This is a genomic window from Planctopirus hydrillae (genome assembly GCF_001707835.1).
Lineage (GTDB): Bacteria > Planctomycetota > Planctomycetia > Planctomycetales > Planctomycetaceae > Planctopirus > Planctopirus hydrillae.
In genome coordinates, this window is the sequence record NZ_LYDR01000039.1 from 495,698 (window position 1) to 520,538 (window position 24,841).

At 53.7% G+C, this 24,841-nt stretch carries 20 protein-coding genes and 2 tRNA genes; 10 read left to right on the top strand and 12 right to left on the bottom strand.

What is annotated here, in order from left to right; all coding sequences use genetic code 11:
- Window positions 1–18 precede the first annotated feature (18 nt).
- The gene (gene leuC / locus A6X21_RS05210; protein WP_068846474.1) at window positions 19–1,425 is read right to left on the bottom strand and encodes a 3-isopropylmalate dehydratase large subunit; all 1,407 of its coding nucleotides are present in this window, start codon (window positions 1,423–1,425) and stop codon (window positions 19–21) included.
- 380 nt (window positions 1,426–1,805) lie between these two features.
- On the opposite strand from leuC, the gene A6X21_RS05215 reads away from it, so the two are divergent.
- Both A6X21_RS05215 and A6X21_RS05220 read left to right on the top strand, forming a co-directional pair.
- Window positions 1,806–2,927 carry an LptF/LptG family permease gene (locus A6X21_RS05215; protein WP_083233414.1) on the top strand — a complete coding sequence of 374 codons (1,122 nt, stop codon included), beginning with the start codon at window positions 1,806–1,808 and terminating at the stop codon, window positions 2,925–2,927.
- Window positions 2,928–3,180: 253 nt separating this feature from the next.
- Window positions 3,181–3,254: transfer RNA gene (locus tag A6X21_RS05220), tRNA-Asp, on the top strand.
- A gap of 153 nt (window positions 3,255–3,407) precedes the next feature.
- Here A6X21_RS05220 and A6X21_RS05225 read toward each other — a convergent pair.
- From A6X21_RS05225 to A6X21_RS05235, 3 genes are all read right to left on the bottom strand, one after another.
- Window positions 3,408–4,199 (bottom strand): hypothetical protein, encoded by a 792-nt coding sequence (locus A6X21_RS05225; RefSeq protein WP_068846478.1) that lies wholly within the window; start codon window positions 4,197–4,199, stop codon window positions 3,408–3,410.
- Window positions 4,200–4,366: 167 nt separating this feature from the next.
- The gene (locus tag A6X21_RS05230; protein WP_068846480.1) at window positions 4,367–4,864 is read right to left on the bottom strand and encodes an ArsR/SmtB family transcription factor; all 498 of its coding nucleotides are present in this window, start codon (window positions 4,862–4,864) and stop codon (window positions 4,367–4,369) included.
- A gap of 240 nt (window positions 4,865–5,104) precedes the next feature.
- Window positions 5,105–5,572, bottom strand: a complete 468-nt coding sequence (locus A6X21_RS05235) for a DUF423 domain-containing protein (RefSeq protein ID WP_068846482.1) — start codon at window positions 5,570–5,572, stop codon at window positions 5,105–5,107.
- Window positions 5,573–5,831: 259 nt separating this feature from the next.
- Here A6X21_RS05235 and A6X21_RS05240 point away from each other — a divergent pair, with 259 nt between their 5' ends.
- Window positions 5,832–7,238, top strand: a complete 1,407-nt coding sequence (locus tag A6X21_RS05240) for a right-handed parallel beta-helix repeat-containing protein (RefSeq protein ID WP_068846618.1) — start codon at window positions 5,832–5,834, stop codon at window positions 7,236–7,238.
- Window positions 7,239–7,325: 87 nt separating this feature from the next.
- On the opposite strand, the gene A6X21_RS05245 is transcribed toward A6X21_RS05240, so the two are convergent.
- The 4 genes from A6X21_RS05245 to A6X21_RS05260 form a co-directional block, all read right to left on the bottom strand.
- Window positions 7,326–7,916 carry a DJ-1/PfpI family protein gene (locus A6X21_RS05245; protein ID WP_068846484.1) on the bottom strand — a complete coding sequence of 197 codons (591 nt, stop codon included), beginning with the start codon at window positions 7,914–7,916 and terminating at the stop codon, window positions 7,326–7,328.
- Window positions 7,917–7,987: 71 nt separating this feature from the next.
- Window positions 7,988–8,671 (bottom strand): (d)CMP kinase, encoded by a 684-nt coding sequence (gene cmk, locus A6X21_RS05250; RefSeq protein WP_068846486.1) that lies wholly within the window; start codon window positions 8,669–8,671, stop codon window positions 7,988–7,990.
- A 134-nt stretch (window positions 8,672–8,805) separates the two neighbouring features.
- Window positions 8,806–9,993: a M24 family metallopeptidase gene (locus tag A6X21_RS05255; RefSeq protein ID WP_068846488.1), complete on the bottom strand. Its 1,188-nt coding sequence runs from the start codon at window positions 9,991–9,993 to the stop codon at window positions 8,806–8,808.
- Window positions 9,994–10,109: 116 nt separating this feature from the next.
- Window positions 10,110–10,733 (bottom strand): HD domain-containing protein, encoded by a 624-nt coding sequence (locus A6X21_RS05260; protein ID WP_068846490.1) that lies wholly within the window; start codon window positions 10,731–10,733, stop codon window positions 10,110–10,112.
- Window positions 10,734–11,047: 314 nt separating this feature from the next.
- On the opposite strand from A6X21_RS05260, the gene carB reads away from it, so the two are divergent.
- From carB to A6X21_RS05275, 3 genes are all read left to right on the top strand, one after another.
- Complete coding sequence (gene carB, locus A6X21_RS05265; protein WP_068846492.1) at window positions 11,048–14,320, top strand: carbamoyl-phosphate synthase large subunit; 3,273 nt, start codon at window positions 11,048–11,050, stop codon at window positions 14,318–14,320.
- 133 nt (window positions 14,321–14,453) lie between these two features.
- Window positions 14,454–15,875 (top strand): DUF1501 domain-containing protein, encoded by a 1,422-nt coding sequence (locus A6X21_RS05270; RefSeq protein ID WP_068846494.1) that lies wholly within the window; start codon window positions 14,454–14,456, stop codon window positions 15,873–15,875.
- A 143-nt stretch (window positions 15,876–16,018) separates the two neighbouring features.
- Window positions 16,019–18,502 carry a glycosyltransferase family protein gene (locus A6X21_RS05275; protein ID WP_068846496.1) on the top strand — a complete coding sequence of 828 codons (2,484 nt, stop codon included), beginning with the start codon at window positions 16,019–16,021 and terminating at the stop codon, window positions 18,500–18,502.
- A 156-nt stretch (window positions 18,503–18,658) separates the two neighbouring features.
- Here the strand turns inward: A6X21_RS05275 and A6X21_RS05280 are convergent, their stop codons facing one another.
- The 3 genes from A6X21_RS05280 to A6X21_RS05290 all read right to left on the bottom strand — a co-directional run bounded on the left by A6X21_RS05280 (window position 18,659) and on the right by A6X21_RS05290 (window position 21,660).
- The gene (locus A6X21_RS05280; protein WP_131818195.1) at window positions 18,659–19,567 is read right to left on the bottom strand and encodes a GNAT family N-acetyltransferase; all 909 of its coding nucleotides are present in this window, start codon (window positions 19,565–19,567) and stop codon (window positions 18,659–18,661) included.
- Window positions 19,568–19,784: 217 nt separating this feature from the next.
- Window positions 19,785–20,744 (bottom strand): transketolase family protein, encoded by a 960-nt coding sequence (locus A6X21_RS05285; RefSeq protein ID WP_068846500.1) that lies wholly within the window; start codon window positions 20,742–20,744, stop codon window positions 19,785–19,787.
- Between the two features lie 73 nt (window positions 20,745–20,817).
- Window positions 20,818–21,660 (bottom strand): transketolase, encoded by an 843-nt coding sequence (locus tag A6X21_RS05290; RefSeq protein ID WP_083233423.1) that lies wholly within the window; start codon window positions 21,658–21,660, stop codon window positions 20,818–20,820.
- Window positions 21,661–22,196: 536 nt separating this feature from the next.
- Between A6X21_RS05290 and A6X21_RS05295 the strand changes: the two genes are divergently transcribed.
- The 3 genes from A6X21_RS05295 (at window position 22,197) to A6X21_RS05305 (ending at window position 23,363) form a co-directional block, all read left to right on the top strand.
- Window positions 22,197–22,619 carry a hypothetical protein gene (locus A6X21_RS05295; RefSeq protein WP_068846502.1) on the top strand — a complete coding sequence of 141 codons (423 nt, stop codon included), beginning with the start codon at window positions 22,197–22,199 and terminating at the stop codon, window positions 22,617–22,619.
- A gap of 253 nt (window positions 22,620–22,872) precedes the next feature.
- The gene (locus A6X21_RS05300; protein ID WP_068846504.1) at window positions 22,873–23,127 is read left to right on the top strand and encodes a carbon storage regulator; all 255 of its coding nucleotides are present in this window, start codon (window positions 22,873–22,875) and stop codon (window positions 23,125–23,127) included.
- A gap of 163 nt (window positions 23,128–23,290) precedes the next feature.
- Window positions 23,291–23,363: transfer RNA gene (locus A6X21_RS05305), tRNA-Glu, on the top strand.
- Here A6X21_RS05305 and A6X21_RS25480 read toward each other — a convergent pair.
- Entirely contained in the window at window positions 23,326–24,192 is an 867-nt protein-coding gene (locus tag A6X21_RS25480; protein WP_369009486.1) for a tyrosine-type recombinase/integrase, read from the bottom strand. The two genes, A6X21_RS05305 and A6X21_RS25480, sit on opposite strands and share 38 nt — an antisense overlap.
- A gap of 9 nt (window positions 24,193–24,201) precedes the next feature.
- On the opposite strand from A6X21_RS25480, the gene A6X21_RS25145 reads away from it, so the two are divergent.
- Complete coding sequence (locus A6X21_RS25145; RefSeq protein ID WP_068846510.1) at window positions 24,202–24,699, top strand: hypothetical protein; 498 nt, start codon at window positions 24,202–24,204, stop codon at window positions 24,697–24,699.
- The last annotated feature ends 142 nt before the right edge of the window (window positions 24,700–24,841 follow it).

The window sequence follows — 24,841 nt, forward strand, 5'->3', positions numbered from 1 at the left end:
CTATAGTCAGCAATTCACCTATTCCAACTCCCGCACATCGGTCACGGCACCAGTCACGGCGGCGGCGGCGACCATGGCGGGGCTCATGAGTAATGTGCGGCCGGTGGGACTGCCCTGGCGACCTTTGAAATTCCGGTTACTGCTCGAAGCACAGACTTCATTCCCCTGGAGTTTGTCAGGGTTCATGGCCAGGCACATCGAACAGCCGGCACCACGCCACTCGAAGCCAGCTTCCTCAAAGATCTTGTCCAGGCCTTCTTCCATGGCCTGCTTACGCACCAGTTGTGACCCGGGAACCACTAATGCCTTCACGCCGGCAGCCACATGGCGCCCCTTGACAATTCGGGCCGCTTCCCGCAGATCGCTGATGCGACCGTTCGTGCAAGAACCAATAAAGGCCACATTGATCTTAAGCCCCTGGATCGGCTGACCTTCCTTCAGATCCATGTACTGGAAGGCTTCGCTGATCACCTTCTGATCGTCAGCAGGAAAGCTGGAAATCGTCGGCAATGTCTCTTTGACACCGACAGATTGAGCAGGCGTAATCCCCCAGGTGACTGTGGGTTCAATCTCTTCGGCCTTGAAGACAACCACGTCATCAAACTGAGCGTCCTTACCACTGGCCAGGCTCAGCCACCACTTGGCAGCCCGCTCAAATTCTTCGCCCTGCGGCGCAAAAGGCCGCCCCTGGATGTAATCGACTGTTGTCTGATCAGGGTTGATGTACCCGCAACGGGCTCCCCCTTCGATGCTCATGTTGCAGACCGTCATGCGCTCTTCCATCGACATCCGGTCGAACACATCACCTGCATACTCATAGGCGTAGCCCACGCCACCTTGCACACCCAGCTTGCGAATGATGTGCAGAATCACGTCCTTGGCGTAAACACCAGGCTTCAATTGGCCAGTGACTTCAACCTTGCGGACTTTAGGCCTTGCCAGAGCCAGTGTCTGTGTGGCCAGAACATCGGCCACCTGGCTGGTACCGATACCAAAAGCAATCGACCCAAACGCACCGTGCGTACTTGTGTGACTGTCGCCGCAGGCAATGGTCATGCCTGGCAACGTGAGTCCCTGCTCAGGCCCGACGATGTGAACCACACCCTGGCGGTTATCGACCAGATCAAAGAGCCGAATTCCAAAATCGCGGCAGTTCTTCTCGATCGCCGACATCATCTCTTCGGCCAGAAGATCGACAAAGGGTCGCGCTGTACTTTGCGTGGGGACAATATGATCCACTGTGGCCACTGTCCGTTCCGGGTAAGCCACCTTTAAATTCCGCTCTCGCAGAATGGCAAAAGCCTGAGGACTGGTCACTTCATGGATCAGATGCAAGCCAATGAACAATTGATCCTGACCTGAAGGAAGGGTCTGGCAGGCATGGAGATCCCACACCTTGTTGAAGAGATTACGGCTGTCTGTCATGGTCAGAGTGTCTTCAAAAATCGAGCGAAAATGTTCCTGGCCCCCAGGGAGCCCACAGTCATCATTCAGGCAATATCCGGGTGCATCATCGAATCACCGGCTGGAATCTTCCCGGCCAGAAGTCGCTTCACCGCACGCCTGAGGTGTCATTGTAACTGATTGTCCTCCCGCGTGGGGCTATTCTCAACAGAGGAAAAGTCGAATGCCTCAGAAGATTCGACCTTGACCGGCAGACCAGTTACAACGTTCAATCCCCTCTCATCAACGACCTCGGAATCTGACCATGAGTTCAGTTCTGATTGGGGATGGTGGGCTGCACAGCCGAAAAAGATGATGGCTCGGCAAAAATACTGCCACGCGGACATTCAGGATGAATCGCAGTGTGGACATTTGATCAATATTTGCTAAGAAATTTTTTCTACGTCTTCTTCGTGTGCTTTGTGGCAGCGTTCGGGCTGGTCGTCACGATTGATCTTCTGGAAAATCTTGACGAGTTCATGCTCAATAATCAGGGTGGCGGGGCACTTTCGCTGCTGATTTCGATTGGAACTTACTACGGGTATCAGGCCATTTTCTTTCTGGATCGTGGCGGTGCATCGTTGATGGTGATTGCCGTCATGGTGGTGCTGGTACTTTTTCAAAGATCTGGCGAGCTCCATCCGATGCTGGCAGCCGGGGTGCCGATGTATCGCGTATTGCGAGCTTTGATGATTGGCCCGGTCCTCGTGACGGCTGTTCTCGTTGCCAATCAGGAACTGATCGTTCCGGTGATTGCTCACGCTGCCCACGGCGGGCGCGGTATCCAGACGGGTGAAGGGGGGCAGGTCGAACCGATTTACGATTATTCGACGAAAATCTCGATCAATGGCGAGAAAGTCAGTCTGGCAGAATCTCAATTGGAGGGAGCTCAGTTTGTCCTGCCAGCTCCATTAATCGTGCATGATCTCACGATTATTCGCGGGACGAAGGCCATCTTCCGGAAAGCGGCCGGGCAGCGTCCTGATGGCTGGGTGATTTTTGGAGCAGCACCTCAGTTTGAAGAATTGGCACTGACGCCTCGTGGGCAGGAAATCGTACGGAAAGTGGGTCGCAGCGGAGAGCTTTTTATTGCCAGCCCCGTCAGTTGCGATCAGTTATTTAAACGAAAATCGAGCTCGAACTACCTGTCGACCAGTGAACTTCTCGGGCGCATTCGGAATGAGGCTTACGGCCCACTCGCGGTGCAGAAGTTTGTTACACAGGTTCACGGTCGTTTGACTCAACCGCTGATCAACCTGATTGCCGTTCTGCTGTCACTGCCTTTGCTGGTGCGTCGAGAAAGTGCAGGACTGGTGATGGACTCCGGCGTGTGCGCGGTCGCACAGGGAATTTTGTTCGGCATGATGCAACTTTCGGCTTACCTGAGCACTTCGGGAATCATTGCAGCAGATCTGGCAGCCTGGTTCCCGGTTTTTATTGGAGGCGCAATGGCCGCTTGGACTCGGGATATGATTCGGTCGTAACCCCCAATTGCACCAAGAGGTTGTGGGAATATCAGGTCCAGATTTTTTGTCTGTTTCTGCGATGGAATCCCTGAACATTCGCGGCAGTTCTCTGAGTGACTGGTTGTAGCGAAAGTTTCACGAATGCAGAGCGATTGAGGATCACGGAGTCTCTTCAGCAACTCAACAGAGCCGGTTCGGTTGACCCACGCTCGCAACGGGTTACAATCGCGTCATCTCGCAGAGGAGATTGTTGCGAAACAAAATTCTCTCCGGGGCCGTAGCTCAATTGGTTAGAGCACCGGACTGTCGATCCGGAGGTTACGGGTTCGAGCCCCGCCGGCCTCGCTTGTGATTCTCGATATTTGACGATCACAATTCAAAACGCCTTGCTGATGTTCCCGAGCCACGGGTAATTCAGCAAGGCGTTTTTTGTATTCTGAAGTTTGGAATCAAGCTCGTGTTTTTGCTCAAGGAATACGCCGTTCCCTTATTGCACACTCACTGATTCTCCAATTCACCTTCATTCGGAGTCGGAAACAGAGTGATAAGCAGGATTCCCATCAACGTCGCAAACATTCCCATGATCATGAATAGGGTCACAAAATCGATAAACTTCGGCAATTCTGAGATGCTCGCAATTGCGATAATTGAGGCAAAGATCATGGCGACGAATGTGGCAAAACCAAGGATGCGACGATATCTGGGGGAAAACAAAGTCACGGTGCCAAACCCTGCCAGCGCACTTGTTGAGTAAGCCAGATAAGCGATCTGTGTTCCAAGATCTACCCTGGAGTTATCGTAGGGTAAAATCCAACCAGCTTTCCCCTCTTTGATGCTCAAGGAGTCAAGCCATCCGATGCCGCCTGCGATCAAGGCTGCAATCACCATAGCGAACAGCACCAGCCATGGTCTGCCAATCCCTTCAACGGTCGTAATCCAGATTTCGAACGCGTTACCTGTCTCCTGACTTTCTCTTTTGTCTGGCTCGACGCCAACTTCATCGAGGACAGCAACCGCCCCATTGCCAAGCAAAGGAACTAACGACAGAGCAAGCAATCTGAGCAGACCAATCCCTTCATAGAAAGCCATCAACCCAATCAAAGCGCCGGCAATAGACAAAGCAATTCGTTGATTCACTGGGAGAAATAAAAGAAGTTGCCCAGGAATTGCGCCGACCAAAGCCCCCGTCGTTTGGCACAACCATGTCGGAGACTTAGAGCTGGCCGTAGAATCTTGACTGTCCACAGTGGCAGCCACCCCATGGTCACATGAATGAGGATTGTCTGGCATCGAAGTATCCTGAATGACTCAACGCCTCTAACTGAGCAACGCGAACTAACATTCAGAATGCCTTAGCGATTGGACGAAAACCAGATACTTTTCTCGATTTGGAGGTTTGATTTCATGGCCAATTTGAAAAGCAGTTCAACAGCCAAGACGACAATTAATGAAACGGTCTACCCGTTCAATTCTGTCGGAGTATGCAGTTTTTCAATGTGTTGACTCTCACCATGGGATGCGACCGCATCTTTCGAACATTCCAGACCATTGGTAGCGGCAGCGTCCACTGACTCAGCAGAGACAGATGCAAAAGACACTGGGTTATGGCTGACCATGCCGGGTTCATCCATCCCCAACTGCTGATCCTTTAAGCAGGAAAGAAGTCTCTGCAGATTCGGTTCAGCAATCCGGTAGTAGGTATACCGCCCCTCTTTCTCACTCCCTAAAAGACCGCAATGCTGCATGAGTCGCAAATGTTCGGATGCCATGTGGCTGGGAATCGAGCAAGACTCGGCCAACTCTCCGACGGAATATTTGCCAGCGAGCAGCATTTCCACCATCCGCAGTCGATGGGGGTGAGCGAGAATTCGCAATCGCTCAGCAATGCGATCAAAGACTTCCGGATTTGTCCAAAGGGGACGTGACGTACCCTCATTGGGCAGCGAGAAGGACATAAAGGGCCTTTCCTGTTCCATCATATTGGCTATTCGCACTGACCCGGCCCGTGGATCCTGCGGCTAATGATAGCACAATCATTGATTGTTGAAACGATCATTGTGGCAAAACTCATCGACTTTTCGATCTGACGATGCAAATTGAGGGTTTTGCCGCACCTGCTGGATCGCGATGACTCACCCAGAATTGATAGAGAGTTCAAAAGCACGCCAGGTCTCGGCCCTCTAAGTGGATCTTGCCTACTTTTGAGTGACCAGATTTTTTTGATCAGCAAACGCTGCCACGGCCAGAAGTACCCACCCAGCCAAAAACGCGACCCCACCAAGAGGTGTGATGGCACCCAGGACGCGAACTCCCGAAAGCGTCAGTGCATACAGACTCCCTGAGAAGAGCATCACACCCACCAGAAACATCCATCCTGCCCAGTTCAGCAATCGAGAAGCGGCTTGGCCACTCTGCTGCTTGACCAGAGTCCAGATGCCAACAGCCAGCAGGGCCAGGCCGTGGAACATCTGGTACTCCGCACCAGTCTTGAAATCCTGAAGATACTTGCGTGCCAAAGGAATCACTTCCCCCGCCACCTCACGCGTCTGCCCTGCGTAGACATTGGCAAAATGATCGGTCAGGGAATGAGCCGCAAACGCTCCGGTGCCGACACTCGTCCCGCAAATCATGGCACCGATGATCAACCACCACTGAGGTTTCATGGAGAACCTTCATGTTCTGAACTACTGAATTCGAATGACCCGACTCCCGCACCTACCAGATTCTATTCTGCGCAGATTCTGTCCGATCGAACCACCCTATAGCTCTCCCGGGATGGCAAAGTTACAGTGGCCGGGACAATCACAGATCGACAACTCCGCTGACGAGAGCAACTTCATGAGTGACCTTCCGTTGATCAATCACTGCGATTCATGGCCCGCCTCAGGGCGACAGAATGCAAGTCATCACTGGATCCGGTTGATGTCTGTGGTCTTTCTGTGGTCGATTTTGATTTCTGCAATCACGGTCTTTTCGCCCCATGCCAGTGCCAAAGATTACGTTGTCGGCCCCCAGGCCCCACTTAAAGAACTGGAAGAAGTTCCCTGGGAATCCCTCGAACCTGGCGACAAAGTGCTGATTCATGCCCGCCTGGAGCCGTATCGTTCCAAGTGGGTCATCTGCCGACGAGGAACGACAGATCAACCGATTGTGGTTATGGGGATTGCCAATAGCAGTGGCCAAAGACCCGTGATTGATGGGCGTGATGCCCTCACTCGCTCATCGCTGAATTTCTGGAGTGAAGGCCGGGGGATTATCAAGATCGGTGGTGCAAATCGCCCAGCCGATCTCATACCCGCCCATATCACCATCGCCAACCTCGAAATTCGCAGTGCCCGCCCCCCTTTTCAGTTCAAAGGACGAGAAGGTCTCACCCCCTACCCGGTCAACGCGGCCAGTATCTTCATCGAAAAGGGAGAAGACATCACAATTTCTAACTGTGTGCTGCACGATAGCGGTAATGGCTTTTTTACCTCACCCCAGACACGCCGCATTCTGGTGGAGAAATGTTCGATCTATGGCAATGGGATCGAAGGAAGCATCCTTGAACATAACAACTACACCTCTTCCGAGGGGATCACCTTTCAGTTCAATCAGTTCGGCCCTCTAAGAGAGGGGTGCCTGGGGAATAACTTAAAGGACCGCTCAGCAGGTCTCGTGGTGAGATACAACTGGATCGAAGGGGGAAACCGCATGCTCGATCTGGTGGATAGTCACTGGAAAGAGCCAACATCACCAGAGGCCAACTATCGCGAGACGTTCGTCTTCGGCAACATCCTGATCAAACAGAACGACCAGGGGAATAATCAGGTCGTTCATTATGGCGGAGACAGCGGCCGCCTCGATCAATACCGCATGGGAATGCTGTACTTCTACAACAACACCGTCATCTCCGAACGTCCCGCCACCACAGTCCTCTTTCGACTTTCGTCGATGCAGGAAAGTGTGGATTGCCGCAACAACATTGTCTGGACGACGGCACCCGGTCGATCACTTGCGATCTTCGATGGGAATGGGACAGTCAACCTCTATAACAACTGGCTGAAAAAGGACTGGCGGAAAACCCATTCGACAGGCCAGGGAGAGATTCACGAACTGGGAGTTCTTCAAACCGGCGATCAACCCGGCTGGGTCGATATCGCTCGTCAGGATTTCCGTCTGCAGACCAATTCACAAACACTCCGCACAGGGAGTCCTTTGCCCGAAGCCGCTATCAAAAAACATCAACTCAAGTTCTTTTACAAGCCACATCGAGAATTTGAAAGTCGACCTGCCGATCGCCAGCACGATTTCGGAGCACTGCCGATCTTGCCAGTAGCCGACAAATAACAAGTGGCTGACAAGTGACCAGTTTCTGACAAATAACCGGTTGCTGACAAAAAACAATGCCTGACAACGGAGTTTCGATCGAGATTATTAGGCCTTTGAGTGGCTGATGGTAATCCCTAGAAGTTTCGCGAACTCGCCGATCAACGCGGCATGGGCGGGCCAGGCAGGGGCCGTGACCAGGTTGCCTTCGACATAGGCTTCATTGACGGGCGTGGCGACATACTGCCCTTGCGCCAATGTGATCTCCGGGCCACAGGCGGGATAAGCCGTACAGCGACGGCCGCTTATCACTCTGGCGGCGGTTAATAGCTGAATACCATGACAAATGGCAGCCACTGGCTTGGCGGCTTCAAAGAAGTGCCTCACCAGATCCAGCACACGCTGGTCGAGCCGCAGATATTCAGGAGAGCGGCCGCCGGGGAGATAGAGACCGTCGTAAGTCGATTGCTGAGTGGTTGCCTCATCAAGTTCGGCGTTTAAGGTAAATCGATGACCAGGCTTTTCGCTATAGGTCTGATCCCCTTCAAAATCGTGAATCGCGGTTTTGATGAAATCACCAGCGCGTCGATCAGGGCAGACAACATCGACTTCACAGCCCAAAAGCTGCAGCATCTGGTAAGGAACCATCAACTCGTAATCTTCAACAAAATCCCCCGCGATGATCAATATCTTCGGCATCAAAAAGCTCATTTCTATCGATAGAGAATCTGTGCGTAAACCCTATGGATTCGACCGGCATTGCCGAGGAATCAGGCTGTCGTTCTGGGTGAAGAAGTTTTTGTCATGACGACCCGCTGAAGATAATCAATGACTTCTTCGAGAGATGTCGATGTCGTATCCACGATCGTTGCATCAGCCGCTGGACGTAAAGGAGCAATGGTTCGGTTCTCATCCCGTTCATCGCGCAGTTGCTGCTGTTCAAGAATCTCTTCAAGAGGAACACTTTGCCCGGAACTGCGAAGCTGAGCTTCACGCCGTTTGGCACGCTCTAATGGTGATGCCGTCAGAAAAAACTTGCAGGGAGCCTTCGGAAACACGATGGTTCCCTGGTCTCGTCCCTCAGTGACGATATTCTGCCCCTCGGCAGCACGCCGTTGAAGTGCCACCATCTGCTCGCGCACACCTTCGATGGCCGCCACTTGCGAAGCGACGAGCGTGACTTGTGGCAGGCGAATAGCCTGCGTGACATCCTGTCCATTCAGACGGATGGTTTGATCTTCAAACTGCAGGTCGGCCTGGCGAGCAAAGTTGGTCACCAGATCGTGTCGAGTCAGATCCATTCCCTGCTGCAGGCATCCCCAGGCAATGGCTCGATACATCGCGCCCGTGTCAAGGAATGAAAAACCAAGCAATTGAGCCAACTTTCGAGCGGCTGTGCTCTTGCCTGTCCCTGCTGGCCCATCAATGGTAATGACAACATGACCGCCCGACATTTTCCGGGGGATCCCCTCTGGAAGAGTACCGATTTCATAACGAATGCACGTCAGCATGCAGGTATCGACCGCATGGCGTCAACCATCCGTTGGAGAGATCACTCGCCAGCCAGTCACGAGATCTTCCCGAGAACTCATTGAGCGAGAATTGGCACAATCTCTGTCTGAAGTGCTCCACCAGTCACTTCCACACGTCCATCCGGGTGAATCAGCACATCGATTTCACTGCGAACACCAAACTCTTCCAGATAAATTCCTGGCTCAATCGAGAAGCATGTCCGGGGAATCAAGGCACGGGTTTCATGTGTTTCAAGGTTATCGATATGGGCGCCATTCCCGTGAACTTCCTGGCCGATGTTATGCCCTGTCCGATGGACATAGTAAGGCCCGTAGCCTGCCTTTTCGATCACTTCGCGGCAGGCATCATCGACTTCATAACCTTCAACACGCCGGCCTGCAGCAAAAGCCTCCTCCACATACCTGATGGCGGCATCACGGGCAGCAGCGACGACTTGAAAAACTTTGGTGTACTTCTCGGGAACACTCGTTCCCACATAACCCGTGCGTGTCAAGTCGCTGTAAACAGCCCGTGGCTTGTCGAGCTTGCCCCACAAGTCGACCAGTACGAAATCGCCTTCGCGAATGATCGTGTCAGGCAGTGAACCCGTTTCAAAATGCGGGTCACCACTATGGGCATTCACACCCACAATCGGCGGGCTGTAGGTGGTGAGATTGTGAGCCTCGAAATGATCCAGGATGGCCCGCTGGACTCGCAGTTCGTCTGAGTGACCCTGGGTATTGATATCGTTGGCGATCGTCTTCCAGGCCACAGCATAAGCGGCATCAGTGACCTTGGACGCCTCCAGATGCATGGCGATCTGCTCGTCATCCCAGACCGCTTCAAACAACTGAATAAGGTCTCCTGATGAAACAACTTCCACACCAAAAGACCGGATCAGTTCAATGGTTCCGCCATCGACACGCGAAATGTAAGGGTTACCATTCCGGGGAGCGTATTCCATGGCGATTTTTTTGCTGCCCGCCACCAGCGCCGCCATCCCCTCTTCGAACTCACTCCACTTGAGATAAATCCTTTTTTCGCCGGGTAATCCATCGAGTACACCCGTTTCGATGCGATGCACCAGTTTTCGCGGGGTCCCTTCTTTAGGAATTAAATAGGCCCAGCGACGGCTGGTTTTTTTGTCCAGCCCCAGCACACGCTCGGCAAGGACATTCGACTTGCGAAAGTCGTACAGCAACCAGCCATCGACTCCCTGTTCCCGAATCGCTGCCTGAACGTCGCTGAGAGAAAATAGACCCATGGCATCTATCCAGAAGTTGAGGTTTGATTTTGCGTGCGGAAATACTTATTGCCATACAATGCAAACTCGGCAGTCGAAGGTCAACTCTGCCAAACTTGGATCTCATCGCGATCGACTCAACCTGGAGAGGTCTCCGTGGGTTGAGCCTCAATAAACTCCTGAATCTGGTGAATCATCTGCCGGCAGGCGGAAGACAGGATTTGCAGATCGCTATCAATCCCACTGGCCGCTGTCACCATTTCGCGGTGGTACCAGAGCCATTCCGCAGGCGTCGCACTGAACTTTTCCAAGGCCCTGGGGTTCTCCTGGAGGTCGAACCATGTGGCTCCCAGATTGTGCAGCTTGTCGGCCAGAGTGATGGCTCTGGCTGCATGTGAGGCCATGCGCATTTGCGCAAGATGCTTTTCTTTGCGGGCTCTCCAGGGAATCGCCGCTCCCGTGGGGTCTTCCTTTTCCTCGGTCGAGGCGATGACGGCCTGAATCACCGCCGGAGAAAACTGCGTTTCAAGATCAGCGATGGTGACCTCGGTATCTTCAACAATGTCATGGAGAATCGCGGCCGCAATCAGTTCATCGTCGGCGAATCCCGCTCTTTGCAGAATCAAAGCCACCCCCGCCAGATGGGATAAGTAAGGCACATTGGTCGCCTTCCGCAATTGACCATGATGTGCGACCGCCGCGACTCGCAAAGCCTTTTCGATGACCATCGAATACAAAGGCGACACCATCATTCCCATCATCGGCTTTGCTCCCGCAGAAAATGTCTGCTCTCTTTGGTTCCCAGGAACCACTATCGAACCAGATTTATTCCCGCAGCGAAAGCTTTCGATCTGCTTTCATGAGTCACCAGGATTCTGCGGGGATTTCGCCATGCCGAATTGACCATTTACCCGAGACTGTAACCAGTCGGTCTCGCTTCCTTGATTCTCCATGAGGGCTTGGTACGCTTGGGAAGTTTTGCGCCGATTGGTTCGAGGCAGCAACTTCAGCCGTAAGAGTAGAACTGCCAATTGTTTTCGCTGATTGCTGACCGTCTTAGGGAGATTTCACAGCCGTGCCCCGCCGCGACGACCTCAAGAAGATACTTATTATTGGTTCGGGCCCTATTGTCATCGGGCAGGCATGTGAATTCGATTATTCAGGGACTCAGGCCTGTAAAGCCTTGCGCGAGTGTGGATACGAGGTCGTCCTCGTCAACTCCAACCCCGCCACCATCATGACTGACCCGAATACGGCCGATTCCACCTACATCGAGCCGATTCACTGGCAATATGTTGCCAAAATCATCGAAAACGAACGTCCCGATGCGATTCTCCCCACGCTGGGGGGCCAGACCGGTCTGAATACCGGCATGGAACTGTTCCGCCGGGGCATTCTCGAAAAATACAACTGCGAGATGATTGGGGCTCGCGCGGACGTTATTGAAAAGGCGGAAGATCGCCAACTCTTCAAAGAAGCGATGCAGAAGATCGGGCTCGATGTCTGTCGCAGCCGGATTGTGAACTCGATGGAAGAGGCCCGCGACGTACTTAAGGAAATCGGCCTCCCCATCATCATTCGCGCCAGTTTTACTCTGGGTGGCATGGGCGGCGGCATCGCCTACAACCGCGAAGAATTCGAAGAGAAGGTTCGCAAAGGGATTGAACTCTCTCCGATCAATGAAGTCCTCCTTGAGGAATCGATCATTGGCTGGAAAGAGTACGAGATGGAAGTGATGCGGGATAAGGCCGACAACGTCGTCATTATCTGCTCCATCGAGAACCTCGACCCGATGGGTGTGCATACCGGCGATTCGATCACCGTCGCACCTGCTCAGACACTGACGGACCGTGAATATCAGCGCATGCGTGATGCCACGATTGCCGTCATGCGGGAAATTGGCGTGGAGACCGGTGGCTCGAATGTCCAGTTCGCCATTCATCCGCAGACCGGCCGCATGGTTGTGGTGGAAATGAATCCGCGTGTCAGTCGCTCCAGTGCTTTGGCTTCGAAGGCGACGGGCTTCCCAATCGCTAAAATTGCTGCCAAGCTCGCCGTCGGCTTCACACTTGATGAAATCCCCAATGACATTACCCGGGAAACTCTCGCCTGCTTTGAACCGACGATTGATTATGTCGTCACCAAGGTTCCCCGCTGGACTTTCGAAAAATTTCCCGAAGCCGATCCTGAACTCACCGTGCAGATGAAGTCTGTCGGCGAGACGATGGCCATTGGCCGGACTTTCAAAGAGTCACTGCAGAAGGCTCTTCGCGGCCTCGAAATTGGTCACTTCGGCTTAGGTGGCGGCAAGAAAGACCTCTGGGAATCTGATCATCGCCCGACCATCGAAGAGATCGAAGGCAAACTCGCCACTCCCAACGACATGCGGATCTTTTATCTCCGTTATGCGATGAAAGCCGGCCTGAGCAACTCCGAAATCCACGATCTGACCAAGATCGACCCGTGGTTCCTTGAGAACATCCGCGACATTGTCCGGATGGAAGACCGCCTGCGCTGCCATGAGCGACTCGACGAGGTCAGTGATCAACTCCTGCGCGAAGTCAAACGCTATGGCTTCTCCGACAAGCAGATTGGCGATTGGCTCGATATCTCGGATATGGAAGTCCGGCGTGAACGCAAACGGAGGGGCATTCTCCCCACGTTCAAGCAGGTCGATACCTGTGCTGCGGAATTCGAAGCTTACACGCCTTATTACTACTCGACCTACGAATCGGAAGACGAAGCCCCCGGGCCACGCACCGATGGTCGTCAGCGAGTGATCATTTTAGGTGGCGGCCCCAACAGAATTGGCCAGGGGATCGAGTTCGATTACTGCTGCTGCCAGGCCTCGTTCGCACTGCGCGAACTGGGTATTGAATCGGTCATGGTCAATTCCAATCCGGAAACAGTTTCGACCGATTACGACACTTCGGATCTGCTCTTCTTTGAACCACTCACCACGGAAGACGTGCTAAATATCTGCGATCGACTTCAGCCCGATGGTGTGATTGTTCAATTCGGTGGGCAGACACCACTCAACCTGGCCCGTGGTCTCGAACAGGCCGGCGTGAAGATCATTGGTACAAGTCCATCGATGATTGATGCCGCCGAAGATCGCGAGATCTTCAAGGGGATTCTCGACAAACTGGGCCTCCATCAGCCACCCAACGGCATGGCCACCGATGCCGCCCGTGCTGTGCAGATTGCCAGTGAAATTGGTTATCCCGTCCTCGTACGCCCCAGCTTTGTGCTGGGTGGCCGGGCCATGCAGATCTGTTACGACGAGCGTATGGTTCGCGAATACATGACGGAAGCTGTCAATGTTTCGCCCGATCGTCCTGTGCTCATCGATAAGTTTCTCGAAGACGCGGTCGAAGTTGATGTCGATGCCATTTCCGATGGTGAAACGACTCTCGTTGGCGGTGTGATGGAGCACATCGAAGAAGCGGGTGTTCACTCCGGCGATTCAGCCTGTGTGTTGCCACCTTATTCCCTCCCTGACGCCATTGTCGATGAAATCAAAACCGCCACTTATGCACTGGCCAAAGAACTGCAGGTGCGTGGCCTGATGAATATCCAGTTCGCCGTCAAACATCAGGGTGGCGAACCGGTCGTCTATGTTCTCGAAGTCAACCCGCGGGCCAGCCGCACCTCGCCTTTCGTGAGTAAAGCCACGAATGTCCCTTTGCCCAAGCTGGCAGCGAAGATCATGGTTGGTAAAACCTTGAAAGAGCTGAACTTCACGAAGGAAGTTGTGCCGCCTTACGTTTCAGTTAAAGAGAGTGTCTTCCCGTTCACGCGATTCGCGGGTGTCGATATCATCCTCGGGCCCGAGATGAAATCGACGGGCGAAGTCATGGGGATCGACTCAACATTCCCGGCGGCGTATGCCCGGTCTCAACTTGGTGCAGGGAACAAACTCCCTTCGAGCGGAGCCGTCTTCATCAGTCTCGCTGGCCGACACAAAGAGCACATCATCAGCAGTGCCCGTCGGCTGATTGATATGGGCTTCAAGATTCTGGCGACCTCGGGGACTTCGCGTGTCCTGCGGGAAGCCGGTATCGAAGTCGAGACGGTTCGTAAGCTGCAGGAAGGTCGACCGAACCTGCTCGATTACATGGCCAATAACCAGGTTCAACTGGTCTTCAACACACCCAGTGGAAAGGGTGCCCGTTCCGATGAAGGCCGTATTCGTGCTGCTGCGGTCATGAATGGCATCCCTTGTGTAACAACACTGCCTGGATGTATTGCCGTGGTGCAGGCCCTCGAATCGATTCAGGAGTCACCAGAGCCGAGCGTGACATCCTTGCAGCAGTGGATTGCTCAGTTACCTGCCAGCGAAGCGTAAGTCCCCCAGAAGGCCAGCCCCGGTTCGCCGGGGCCTGGCTTCCAGTTTCCTCTGGCATCTTGCCATTCGATGTGTTGGAATCAGGGGGTGCATTGCTCCGCCCTTCGTGGCTCACCCGCCGGATTTTCCCGCCATGACACATTGCTTGAATTTTCAGACATCTCCCACGAATCGCCGTGAATATCTGGCACAACTGGCTTGTGGCTTTGGTGGTGTGGCACTGGCAGGCCTGGCAGCAGAACGAGGCTATGCCGATGTTGCCGGTGCACCGGTTCTGCCAGCGACCCATCATGCCCCCAAAGCCAGGAATATCATCTTTCTGTACATGGATGGTGGCCCATCTCAGATGGATCTGTTCGATCCCAAGCCCAGGCTCACCAAAGAGCATGGCGAACCGATGAAGATGAAAGTTCAGGCCACGCAGTTCGATAACAACGGCAAGATCATGAAGTCGCCCTGGGAGTTCACCCAACATGGCGAAAGTGGCTTACCTTTCAGTTCGTTGATTCCTCACATCGCCTCGAAGGCCGACGATCTGTGCGTGATCCGCTCGATGACCTCCGCCTTCTCTGAACACACCAATGCCAACTACTTTCTTCACACAGGCCATGGCCTTCAGGGCCGCCCCAGCATGGGTGCCTGGGTTTCGTATGGTCTTGGCACAGAATGCCAGAATCTGCCCGGTTTTCTCGTGCTGAACGGAGGGCTGATCCCTCCCGGTGGTGTCGATTGTTTCCACAATGGCTTTTTGCCAGCCACCCATCAGGGGTCAATTCTTAAATCGCAAAAGATGCCCATCTCGGATCTGGAGCCGGCTCCCGGCCCTCCCGCAGCCCAAAAAAGAAAGCTCGATCTGCTCAAGCAACTCGACCAGGCCGCTTCCAATCGCGCAGGAAAGCCAGATGCTCTCGAATCGGCGATTGCCAACTACGAGCTGGCCTTTCGGATGCAAACCACTGTTCCTCAACTGGTGGATCTGGCGACCGAATCCGAAGCGACGCAGAAACTCTATGGTCTCGATTCCGATTTTGCTCCAACGCGCGTTTATGCGAGGCAATGTCTTCTGGCCCGCAGGCTCGTCGAATCAGGTGTGCGCTTTATCGAATTGACTTGCCCCGGCGTGGGAGTCGATCGCTGGGATCAGCATGGTGGTCTCAAGAATGGTCATGAATTGAACTGTAAAGCGGTCGATCAACCGATTGCTGCTCTCCTGACCGATCTGAAAAGCCGTGGCCTCCTCGACCAGACACTGGTTGTCTTCGCAGGTGAGTTTGGCAGAACTCCTCAGGCTCAGGGTGCCGACGGCCGTGATCACAATCCCTTTGGCTATACGGTCTGGATGGCTGGCGGTGGTGTGAAGGGAGGCATGAGCTATGGCCAGACTGACGAATACGGCTATTACGCCATCGACAAAAAACTGGAGATTCATGACCTGCATGCCACCATGCTCTGGCTCATGGGAATTGACCATACGAAATTGACGGTTCGTTTTGGCGGGCGGGATATGCGACTGACAGATGTCTTTGGACATGTTGTTCACGATGTGATCGCCTGATGACTTTTTTCCGAGGCCTGATGCATGTGATCAACAGCCCCAATACATCCGGCAGCCCGTTCGATCGCACTTCCGGCAGCGGCATGTCATGATCACACTATGACCCGATGGATCCCACGACTGCGATTTCAGTAAAGCGGCCCATGAGTCGAAAACGCTCAGGTTCACAAACACCTCCTCCGCCGGCTGCTTCACACTCATCGAGTCTTGAAGCCCCACAGACACCAGCCTTATCTCGAACAGTTCGCTGGGCAGTCGCCTGTCTCTGGCTGGTGCTAGCGACTGTTTTCTTTTACGTGACGGGTTTGCCCAATAATGGCAATGTTTCCCGGCTTGATTACTGGTCGCTGGTCCCTTTCCAACTGATGGATCTCGTCGATCCCGAGTTTGAATCACGATTGCCACATGGATTCTTCTATCTGTTTGAACGCATCGGCTACTCGCTGGTTTCTGCGGCTCTCATCATCGGTTCGGCGGGTTGGGGGTGGCTGCTCATCCTCGGATCGAGTCGATTATTCAAAACGGATCTCTTCGTAGAAAAAGAGCTGATCGATCAGGCAACTCCTGCAATCCATGGAACTAACGCTTCAACGGGAAATCTGCTGTTTTTCTCCGCCGCTCTGGGGCTCGCCACGACATCGACATGCGTGTTGATTGTCGGGCTGATGGGGCAGTTATCGACCATTCTGCTGGCCGTCTGGCTGGTCGTTGGAAGTGCCGGGGCCTTCGTGGGTTTAGCTCAGCCATCACTTCGGTTGAGCCAACTGGCATGGTCATCAATCGCCAATGCCTGGCAATCCCGCGATCTCTGGACTCTCCTGGGCTGGGTCTCGGCACTGCTATTTCTATGGACGATCTGGCTGGGTGGAGTCTCGCCCACAACCGACTTCGACGTGAAGGAGTATCATCTCGGCGGGCCCAAGGAATACTTCCTGAAAGGCCAGATTGAATTCTTGCCACATAACGTCTACACGAGTTTTCCGTTTCTTACCGAGATGCTGTCATTGGCCGCCATGGTGCTGATGAACGACTGGCTGGCCGGGAGTTATGTCGCCACTCTGACACTCGCTTTTTTCGGACCACTGACGGCACTGGGATTATGGGCCCTTTGTGAAAAGTGGTTTCCGCAGGCAGCTCTTTTGTCAGCCTGGATCTGGATCACGATCCCCTGGACGTACCGGCTCTCGACGATTGCGTATGTGGAAGAAGCCTTTTCGTGCTATCTGCTCGCCGCTTTTCTGGCGGCTCTCTATGGACGATCCTTTAATCTCCCGCAAATCAGTCGTGCCGCATCTTCAGCAGCGCATGCCAATTTCTGGTGGTGGATCTCCGGTTTGTCTGCTGGTGCTGCTTTTGGCTGCAAATACCCGGCACTCCTTTTCGTGGTCATCCCCATCGGCCTGGCAACGATCATTCGGTTTCCACGTTTCCATAAGGCCGACAGCTCTACAAGTGAAAATCCATCAGCCGGGTCACTCAGCACATGGTGGATCTGGCCACTGATCTTTTCTGCCGGCGTGCTCGTCTTTGCTGGCCCCTGGCTGATTAAAAACTTCTGGCAAACCGGGAACCCGGTTTATCCCCTGCTCTACTCTGTCTTCGGTGGCCTCGACTGGAATGCGGCACTCAATGAAAAATGGCGACGTGGGCATGCCCCACCCCATTATTCGCCCCTTTCGTTTGTTACCGATGTTTACGACATCCTGGCCCACAGTGATTGGCAAAGTGGTCTCATTCTGCTGGGCTTACCTCTCTGCTGGATTTTGCCTGCCGCTCGCAAAAAAAATCATGAACAACCCGAGGACTCCCCAGACGTTCTCCTCCTGGCTCTCTTGTTTCTGGCATGGTTCTATGCCACCTGGTGGTTGTTCACGCACCGGATTGACCGCTTCTGGGCACCAATGCTCCCTCTGCTCTGCCTGATCTCGGCTGCAGGGCTAACTCGCTTTTCTCAGAGTGTCCCCCATGTGGTCAGGCAATCCCTGATGGTGCTGCTGGGGGCATCGGCAGTCTTTAATTTCTCGATCAACACCGGCCCTGTCGGCAACTACAACTCGTGGCTGACAAAACTCTCTGCGGCCAGCGATTTCACTGCGAGAACCACTTGCCCCGAGATTGCCGCCATTAATCTGGCGATTGAAGAGGGGGCGCTTCCCAAAGATATTCGTGTTCTCATGGTCGGTGAGGCAGAAATCTTCGATGCACGATTCGACTTGAGATACAACACCGTCTTCGATTTCTGTTTATTGGAAGAGTGGTGTACCGACCCAGACGGCCAGTGGCGTACAGCCGACGAGATTCGGGCACGCCTGGCACAAGCAGGCATTACCCATCTCTTCGTCAATTGGCGGGAGATTCTGCGTTATCGAACGAGCTATGGCTATACAGACTTTGCGAATCCCAGGAGCATCGAAAAGCTCCAGCAGATGCAACTGATTGGCGAGCCGATTCGATGGCCAGAAGGGATTGGCGAACGAAATGCCGAAGATCTTTCCGCATCCGACCGTCAACTGATCGAAAACTGGGCCCCCCAGCTCATTCAGGGCCTCGGTTCCAATGAGAAACTGATCACGGCACAACTCTTTCCCGTCATGACCGAGCCAGTCTCATCCAGGCCATCGCCATGATGAGCCCGGCAGGGTGGCCCGGCCAACTTGTGGCCGGGTTGTTGTGCAAAGCATCGACAACAAGAAGCCGCGCCATGTGCGTCGCCTGAGCCAGACAACGCTCACTTGTCATCCGCCGGTTCTCCCGTCAGTCGAAGGGAGTTACCGTCGAAAAACTCAGGCTTTGCGATAGACGATTCCCGTATCAATCAACTGAAAGCCACTCGAAATCAGTACTGCCATTGCGGCAGGGTCTTCCATGTTGGCGTGAGCCTCCATCAGGTCGACCTGGTCATCTTTGAGTTGTTTGCTGACATCGCATAACAGAGCCTGTCCATAGCCTTGCCGGCGATGTTCAGGAGCCACATGAATTCCATGCAGACCAATCGCCCGCTGTTGCCATTTGCTCGAATACATATCGAGCCCGCAGATGGTCACCCAGCCGACGGGTAACTCCTGTTTTTTGAGGACCAGTCCGAGCCGGGCCGTTTCCAGACGACCTCGATTGGTCAGTGTCCAGAAGTCGTGCGGGACTGGATCCTCCAGCAATCGCAATTCCGTCGATCGGCGGACGCGCATCAGCCGCACATTGATCGGATCTCGCTGGCCGATCACTCGCTGGAATACTCCGATCATGCTCTGTGGACGATAACCGAGGGATGTAAAAAACGGCTTAGCAAGAACATCTGATTCCAGAAATCCAGAGGCTTCGCTGCCACCATACAAACCACTCCAGTAAGGATTGAAAGGGTCTGCCGGCCCCGCCAGTAAAACCTGGGCACCGTGCGAAAGAAGATAACTTTCCGCCTGTTGAACCAGTGCCCGCCCAATGCCGCGCCCACGAAAAGCCGGGTGAACGACCAGAGCACAGATCACACCGGTTGTGGAATCCACCGTGGTGCGATTGCTGCCAACACCAAATCCGGCATGGACAAAGCCAGCCGGTTGACCATCCACAAACGCCAGGATTAAGCCATGCCGGTCAAAGTGAGGCTGCGAGAGCACAAAAAAGTCGAGCTCGTCCGTTCCGTGCATGATCACCGCACCACGACCCAGCTCGGCACTATTCCATAGTTCGGCTATCACGGGGACATCATGGTTTCGAAACGAACGAAACTCCAACAAACTCACTCCCTGGTTTTGATTGCAAATCCGTCAGATCAACTTCACGCGGAGGAGATGTCTTTCTGAACCTAGTCTATTTGACACCATCATCATCAATCACATCTTAATCATGCAACAAGGTCGCATGGAATGTCCACGCGACCTTGTTCTGATCGACAAGTTTTCACCGATTTCTCGCTTAGCGGCTGCAAACCTTCTCAGCAGCAGCCACGATCGCTTCGGCAGTCAGACCGTACTTCTTGAGCAGGCCTTCCGGATCGCCACTCTCGGCATAAGTGTTGCCAATGTTGACGAACTCAATCGGGCAAGGTGCCAACTGGGCAGTGACTGAGGCCACAGCCGAACCCACACCACCGTGCGGCAGATGTTCTTCAGCCACCACGAGGCGACCTGTTTCCTTGACCGCTTTGACAATCGCCTCTTCATCGATCGGTGAAACGGTGTGAAGATCGAGCACGCGAGCCGTGATGCCTTTGGCTTCGAGTGCGACAGCCGCATCGAGAGCAATACCTACCATCAGGCCATTCGCAATGATGGTGAGGTTCTTACCTTCCCGAAGCTGATTGGCTTTACCAATTGTCAGTACCGAATCCGGACCATAGATTTCAGGCACATCAATACGCCCGCAACGCATGTAGACCGGGCCCTTGTGCTCGAGCATGCCTTTCACAAGGTGCTTGGTGCTCGGAGCATCGGCCGGGACGACAACTGCCACACCTGGCAAAGCCGACATCAAGGCGATGTCTTCAATGGCCATTTGCGAGGCACCGTCTTCACCAATCGAAATCCCTGCATGAGAACCCACCATCTTAACATTCAGATGAGGGTAAGCCACACACATACGAATCTGGTCGTAGGCATTGCATGTCAGGAAGGCGGCGAAGCTGGAGACCACAGGGATCTTGCCGGCAGCAGCCAGACCAGCCGCCACGCCCACCATATTGCTCTCGGCAATGCCGACGTTAAAGCCACGCTCAGGGAATGCTTTCGCGAAGACTTCTGTGCGTGTGGAGTTGCCCACGTCACCATCGACAGTGACGACTGTGGGAAATTCATTGCCCAGTTCTTTCAAGGCAGTACCGAACGCATCGCGTACGGCTTTGCCCAGCTTAAGACCGGCTGCTTGTCCGATTGTCATTTGAAAAATCCTGTTCTACAGGCATGAACTTGAAGTACGGGAAAATAACAGCAGCAACAAGAAATTGTGCGAACTAATCGGCCAGCAAGGCCAATGCCTTTTCGGCGAGTTCTTTGGAAAGTGGCTTGCCGTGATAGTTCAGATCGCCGGTGGGGGCCAGAACGGGCAGAATTCCAAAGCCCTTTTGTGTCTGAGAGACAATCGCCGTCGGACGATCTTTGACGGAACGGGCGATCTTCAGAGCGGCAATCACCTGCTCGATATCGTTGCCGTTAATGGTTTGTACGTGCCAGCCGAAAGCTTCGATTTTGGGTTGGAATTCGGTGAGCTTGAGAACGTCTTTGGTGGCTCCCGTCTGCTGGTAGCCATTCTGATCGACAATCGCCGTCAGGTTTGCCAGCTTGTACTTCTCGGCAGAAGCGAGAGCTTCCCATACCTGGCCTTCACCCATTTCGCCATCACCCAGCATGACGTAGGTATGAGCCGAAAGACCGTCCATGTGGCAGGCCAGTGCATGTCCAACACCGACGGAAAGCCCCTGACCCAGCGAACCCGTTGAAGCTTCGATGCAATCGAGTCGCTTCATATTGGGATGCCCTTCGAGTCGGCTCCCCAGCTTGCGGAGTGTTATCAGTTCTTCGACAGGAAAGTAACCACATTCTGCCAGGGCGGCATAGAGCACGGGAACAGCATGACCCTTGCTGAGAATAAAGCGGTCACGGTTATTCCAGCGAGGCTGTGCAGGGTCGTGCTGCATAAACCCGCCAAAAAACAGTGCTGTCACCATCTCCACGGCAGACATACTACTGCTGGGATGGCCACTGCCAGCTTCGGTGGTCATGCGGACAATGTGTCGGCGCAGCACCTTGGTTTTGGCTTTCATCTCGTCCAGCGACAGCGGCTTGAAAATGGCCACTCGATATTCCTTCGATGGGAGGCGACGGGAAAATTTGTTCAATAGCAGGTCTTCAGGCAGCCAGTGGACACCACGTCTTCAAAAATTCACCCAACCGCCTGTCAGTGGTTCCGGGCGAAATAGTTGACATACTGCCAATTCCGCTTGATTCCTTGCCCGCAGAATCCTAACGCTGAAGAAAACCAGCAGCAAGCCTGCACGACTGAACCCATGCAAACTTGGCAGGTTTCTGCTTCTAAAAATGAATTCACGTTAAAATTCAGCCTTACATTCCCAAAACCAGTGACGCCAGAAATTCAAGAGGGATGCAAAAATCGCTTGTGGAAACTCAGCAGACGGGTTCGTTGACGCGAATTCCACTTCTTCGAGCGGCTGCTTGAAGGAATTTCCAGTTCCTGACAATCAACGATTGAATGAACGATATCGATGTGGCATTGTGGCGAACGAGTTTACTGCAGGATTTCTCGAATCCTGACTGCCATAAGCGATTTGGACTGTCTTCATATCCTTACTGACGGATTGGATCTCTTCGAGCGATGACACTTCGCCACCTCACCGTCACCAATCCTGAACCAACAGACGAAGAACTTCTGGCGTGGCTGGATGAGACCGTTTCCTTGGCACGCAGTGCTCAAATAGAGCATCTCGTCAGGCAGTCGGCCGAACTCCAAAACCGACTGAATGGACTGCGGCAAACTCGCGAGAACGGCTCATTAACGTTGGGTGAAATCTGGCGATGCCATCGCGTGGGGTGTTTTTCCCGGGAAATTCTGGCTCGTTATGCGAGAAATGAAAGCGGGGCCGGCCTCTCGGAACAGATCCGTTTTCATCTCGAAACGGTAGAATGCGTCTGGTGTGAGGCGGTCTGGGAATCACTCTCGGAAGCCGATCTTTCAAGAACTGACCGCGTTTTTCAGACCTCAGCCGGCCAATGGAATCAACAGGACGCAAGTCACTGAAATTCAGGCGTTGAGTGCAAAACCGGTTCCTTACAGGTCGGATAAATCCGATGTGGAGGTCGTTAGTGCAAATTTTCAGTGAAAATTTGCCAAACTTGAGGGATTTCAAGGAATTTCGCATCTTGACGAGCGAATTTTTTCTCTTAACAATTGGTGCGTTGAACGCTTCGTATTGTTTTGTCAAGGCTGAGGCAAAAGTTGTCGGTGAAGTTGACGCAGCATCGCGGAACTGCGATTGCCACGGAGCATGGTTATGTTGGTTCTCTCACGAAAAAAGCTTGAAAGCATTGTAATTGATGAGCAGATCATCATTACTGTGGTCGAGATTCGGGGAGACAAAGTCCGGCTGGGGATCGAGGCCCCCCGGGACATTTCCATTAAGCGCTGCGAACTCGAAGATCGCCATCAGTCTGAGCCTCCCATCGCGGGTGAAGCTGCCGTCAATGGCAGCCAGCCTGTGCCCGATCATTCATCACTGGAAAAAGCTCAGAATTCACCAGCCGCCTGAGTTACGTCGTTTTATCGCTCGGATTTTCGAAGCAAACGATTCCCTGACTGGTCGACAGTCTTCGCTCTGAACGGCAGAATTCTCGCGATTCAAAAATCCACACCAGGATTCTTGTCGGAACACTTGCCTGCCTCCGACAGAGCAGCTACATTTCTTAGCACTGGGCCCCATCGTCTAGAGGCCTAGGACATTGGATTTTCAGTCCAAGAACTGGGGTTCGAATCCCCATGGGGTCAGTACATCGACTTTGCTGTTGTCCTCAGTGGAAGTCACAAACGCTAAAAGCCCCTGATTTTCAGGGGTTTTTTCGTTTTTCCCCCAGTCGCCTGCCAATTCGGGAATTGTTCTGATGGCTTCTGAGTGCCCCAGTTCTGGGGCAGACTGCCCCGGATTGTGCCCCAGATTTGGGAGCTTGTTTCGGGACGTTTCGCAGGCCATGTCGAAATGTTCCGACTTGATCTGCCAATAGTGCTGGCCAGCCACGGCAATTGAGTGTCCCAGCCAGGCCGCTGCCGTTTGGGCAGGGACGATTTCCGTCAAATCCGTGGCGAGTGATGCCCGCAAATTGTTCCAGGCTTTCGGCCATGGTTCGATGCCAGCCGCCCGGATGATGTCCATCAAACGGGTTCGCACATTCACCCCCTGCCATTCACCCGCCGTCGATGCCCGCATGGACTGCCGAAGATTCGGGAACACGAATTCCGCGCCAGGTTCCGCCGCGTCGAACAGCTTCTCCAGATAGGGCCGTACATCAGCGAACAATGGAATCAGCCGCGTGGCTTTGCCGCATCCCTCAGTTTTTGGGGAATGCACAAGAATTCGACCCGGTTCCCAAGTGATGTCACGCCACCGCATGGCCAGAGCTTCTGAGGGAATCCGCAGGCCAGCGAATCGACCCAAAGCAATCAGGGCTTTCCATTCGAGCGATGGGGCCGCGTCGATCACAGCCAGAACAGTTTCCTTCGAAACGTAGGCTTGCCGGGATGCGTTCGTCTGGCTTCCTGCCTTGATCAATTCGAAGGGATTGCTTTGCAGTCGCCCCATACGAACCGACCAGCGAAACATCGACTTGCAATGTTTGATTCGCCGCGTGGCCGTTGCTGTCGCCACTTTGCCCCGGATGAATCGAACAAACCCATCTGCCTGCCCCTCAGAGATCGACCCGATAGGGCAGTCCGCGCCGAAGTGCTGAATCAGATTCTTGATCGTCTGCCGGATGGGCAGCAGCGAACCGGGTTTGAGATCGGCAAGAGAAGCGATGAATTCTTCCGTCATATCGTGGAGAGTTTGGCCGCCGTTGCTTTTGGGCTTCACTCGTGGATCGAGCAAACCTACAGCCACGAGCTTTTCGTGGAGATCGTCATCAATGTCTGCCGTCCACTTGGCGAGTGCTACGGGCAGCGGGAGTGCTGCCGCCCGATGGCTTTCCAGTTCACTGATTTGCAGCTTGATCGACGTGGCCAGTTTGAGAGGAATTTTCCCCAGGTGAATAGGCCGCCTTTTTCCATCGGCGCAGATCACACGAATCGTTCTATATCCGTACTTATTGTCAGTTTCGAGAGATGCCATTGAATGAACCCCTACAGTTCGAATGAGCTTGAACAATCAAACAATATCATGAATCACGAAAAGCGCGCAAGAGTCATCAGCAGTTCGCATGCTTCACAGGTCAGCAGCAGCAGCGGGTTTGCGTGGTCATATCGGCAGAAATTCC

Coding starts and splice junctions, on each gene's coding strand:
- cmk (WP_068846486.1), bottom strand. CDS start 8,671: ATGTCGGGCGGTCATGTTGTCATTACCATTGATGGGCCAGCAGGGACA.
- A6X21_RS25480 (WP_369009486.1), bottom strand. CDS start 24,192: ATGTTTCGCTGGTCGGTTCGTATGGGGCGACTGCAAAGCAATCCCTTC.
- A6X21_RS05275 (WP_068846496.1), top strand. CDS start 16,019: ATGAGTCGAAAACGCTCAGGTTCACAAACACCTCCTCCGCCGGCTGCT.
- A6X21_RS05230 (WP_068846480.1), bottom strand. CDS start 4,864: ATGTCCTTCTCGCTGCCCAATGAGGGTACGTCACGTCCCCTTTGGACA.
- A6X21_RS05295 (WP_068846502.1), top strand. CDS start 22,197: ATGACACTTCGCCACCTCACCGTCACCAATCCTGAACCAACAGACGAA.
- leuC (WP_068846474.1), bottom strand. CDS start 1,425: ATGACAGACAGCCGTAATCTCTTCAACAAGGTGTGGGATCTCCATGCC.
- A6X21_RS25145 (WP_068846510.1), top strand. CDS start 24,202: ATGTTTGATTCGCCGCGTGGCCGTTGCTGTCGCCACTTTGCCCCGGAT.
- A6X21_RS05245 (WP_068846484.1), bottom strand. CDS start 7,916: ATGCCGAAGATATTGATCATCGCGGGGGATTTTGTTGAAGATTACGAG.
- A6X21_RS05260 (WP_068846490.1), bottom strand. CDS start 10,733: ATGATGGGAATGATGGTGTCGCCTTTGTATTCGATGGTCATCGAAAAG.
- A6X21_RS05225 (WP_068846478.1), bottom strand. CDS start 4,199: ATGCCAGACAATCCTCATTCATGTGACCATGGGGTGGCTGCCACTGTG.
- A6X21_RS05300 (WP_068846504.1), top strand. CDS start 22,873: ATGTTGGTTCTCTCACGAAAAAAGCTTGAAAGCATTGTAATTGATGAG.
- A6X21_RS05255 (WP_068846488.1), bottom strand. CDS start 9,993: ATGGGTCTATTTTCTCTCAGCGACGTTCAGGCAGCGATTCGGGAACAG.
- A6X21_RS05285 (WP_068846500.1), bottom strand. CDS start 20,744: ATGACAATCGGACAAGCAGCCGGTCTTAAGCTGGGCAAAGCCGTACGC.
- A6X21_RS05270 (WP_068846494.1), top strand. CDS start 14,454: ATGACACATTGCTTGAATTTTCAGACATCTCCCACGAATCGCCGTGAA.
- A6X21_RS05235 (WP_068846482.1), bottom strand. CDS start 5,572: ATGAAACCTCAGTGGTGGTTGATCATCGGTGCCATGATTTGCGGGACG.
- A6X21_RS05240 (WP_068846618.1), top strand. CDS start 5,832: ATGTCTGTGGTCTTTCTGTGGTCGATTTTGATTTCTGCAATCACGGTC.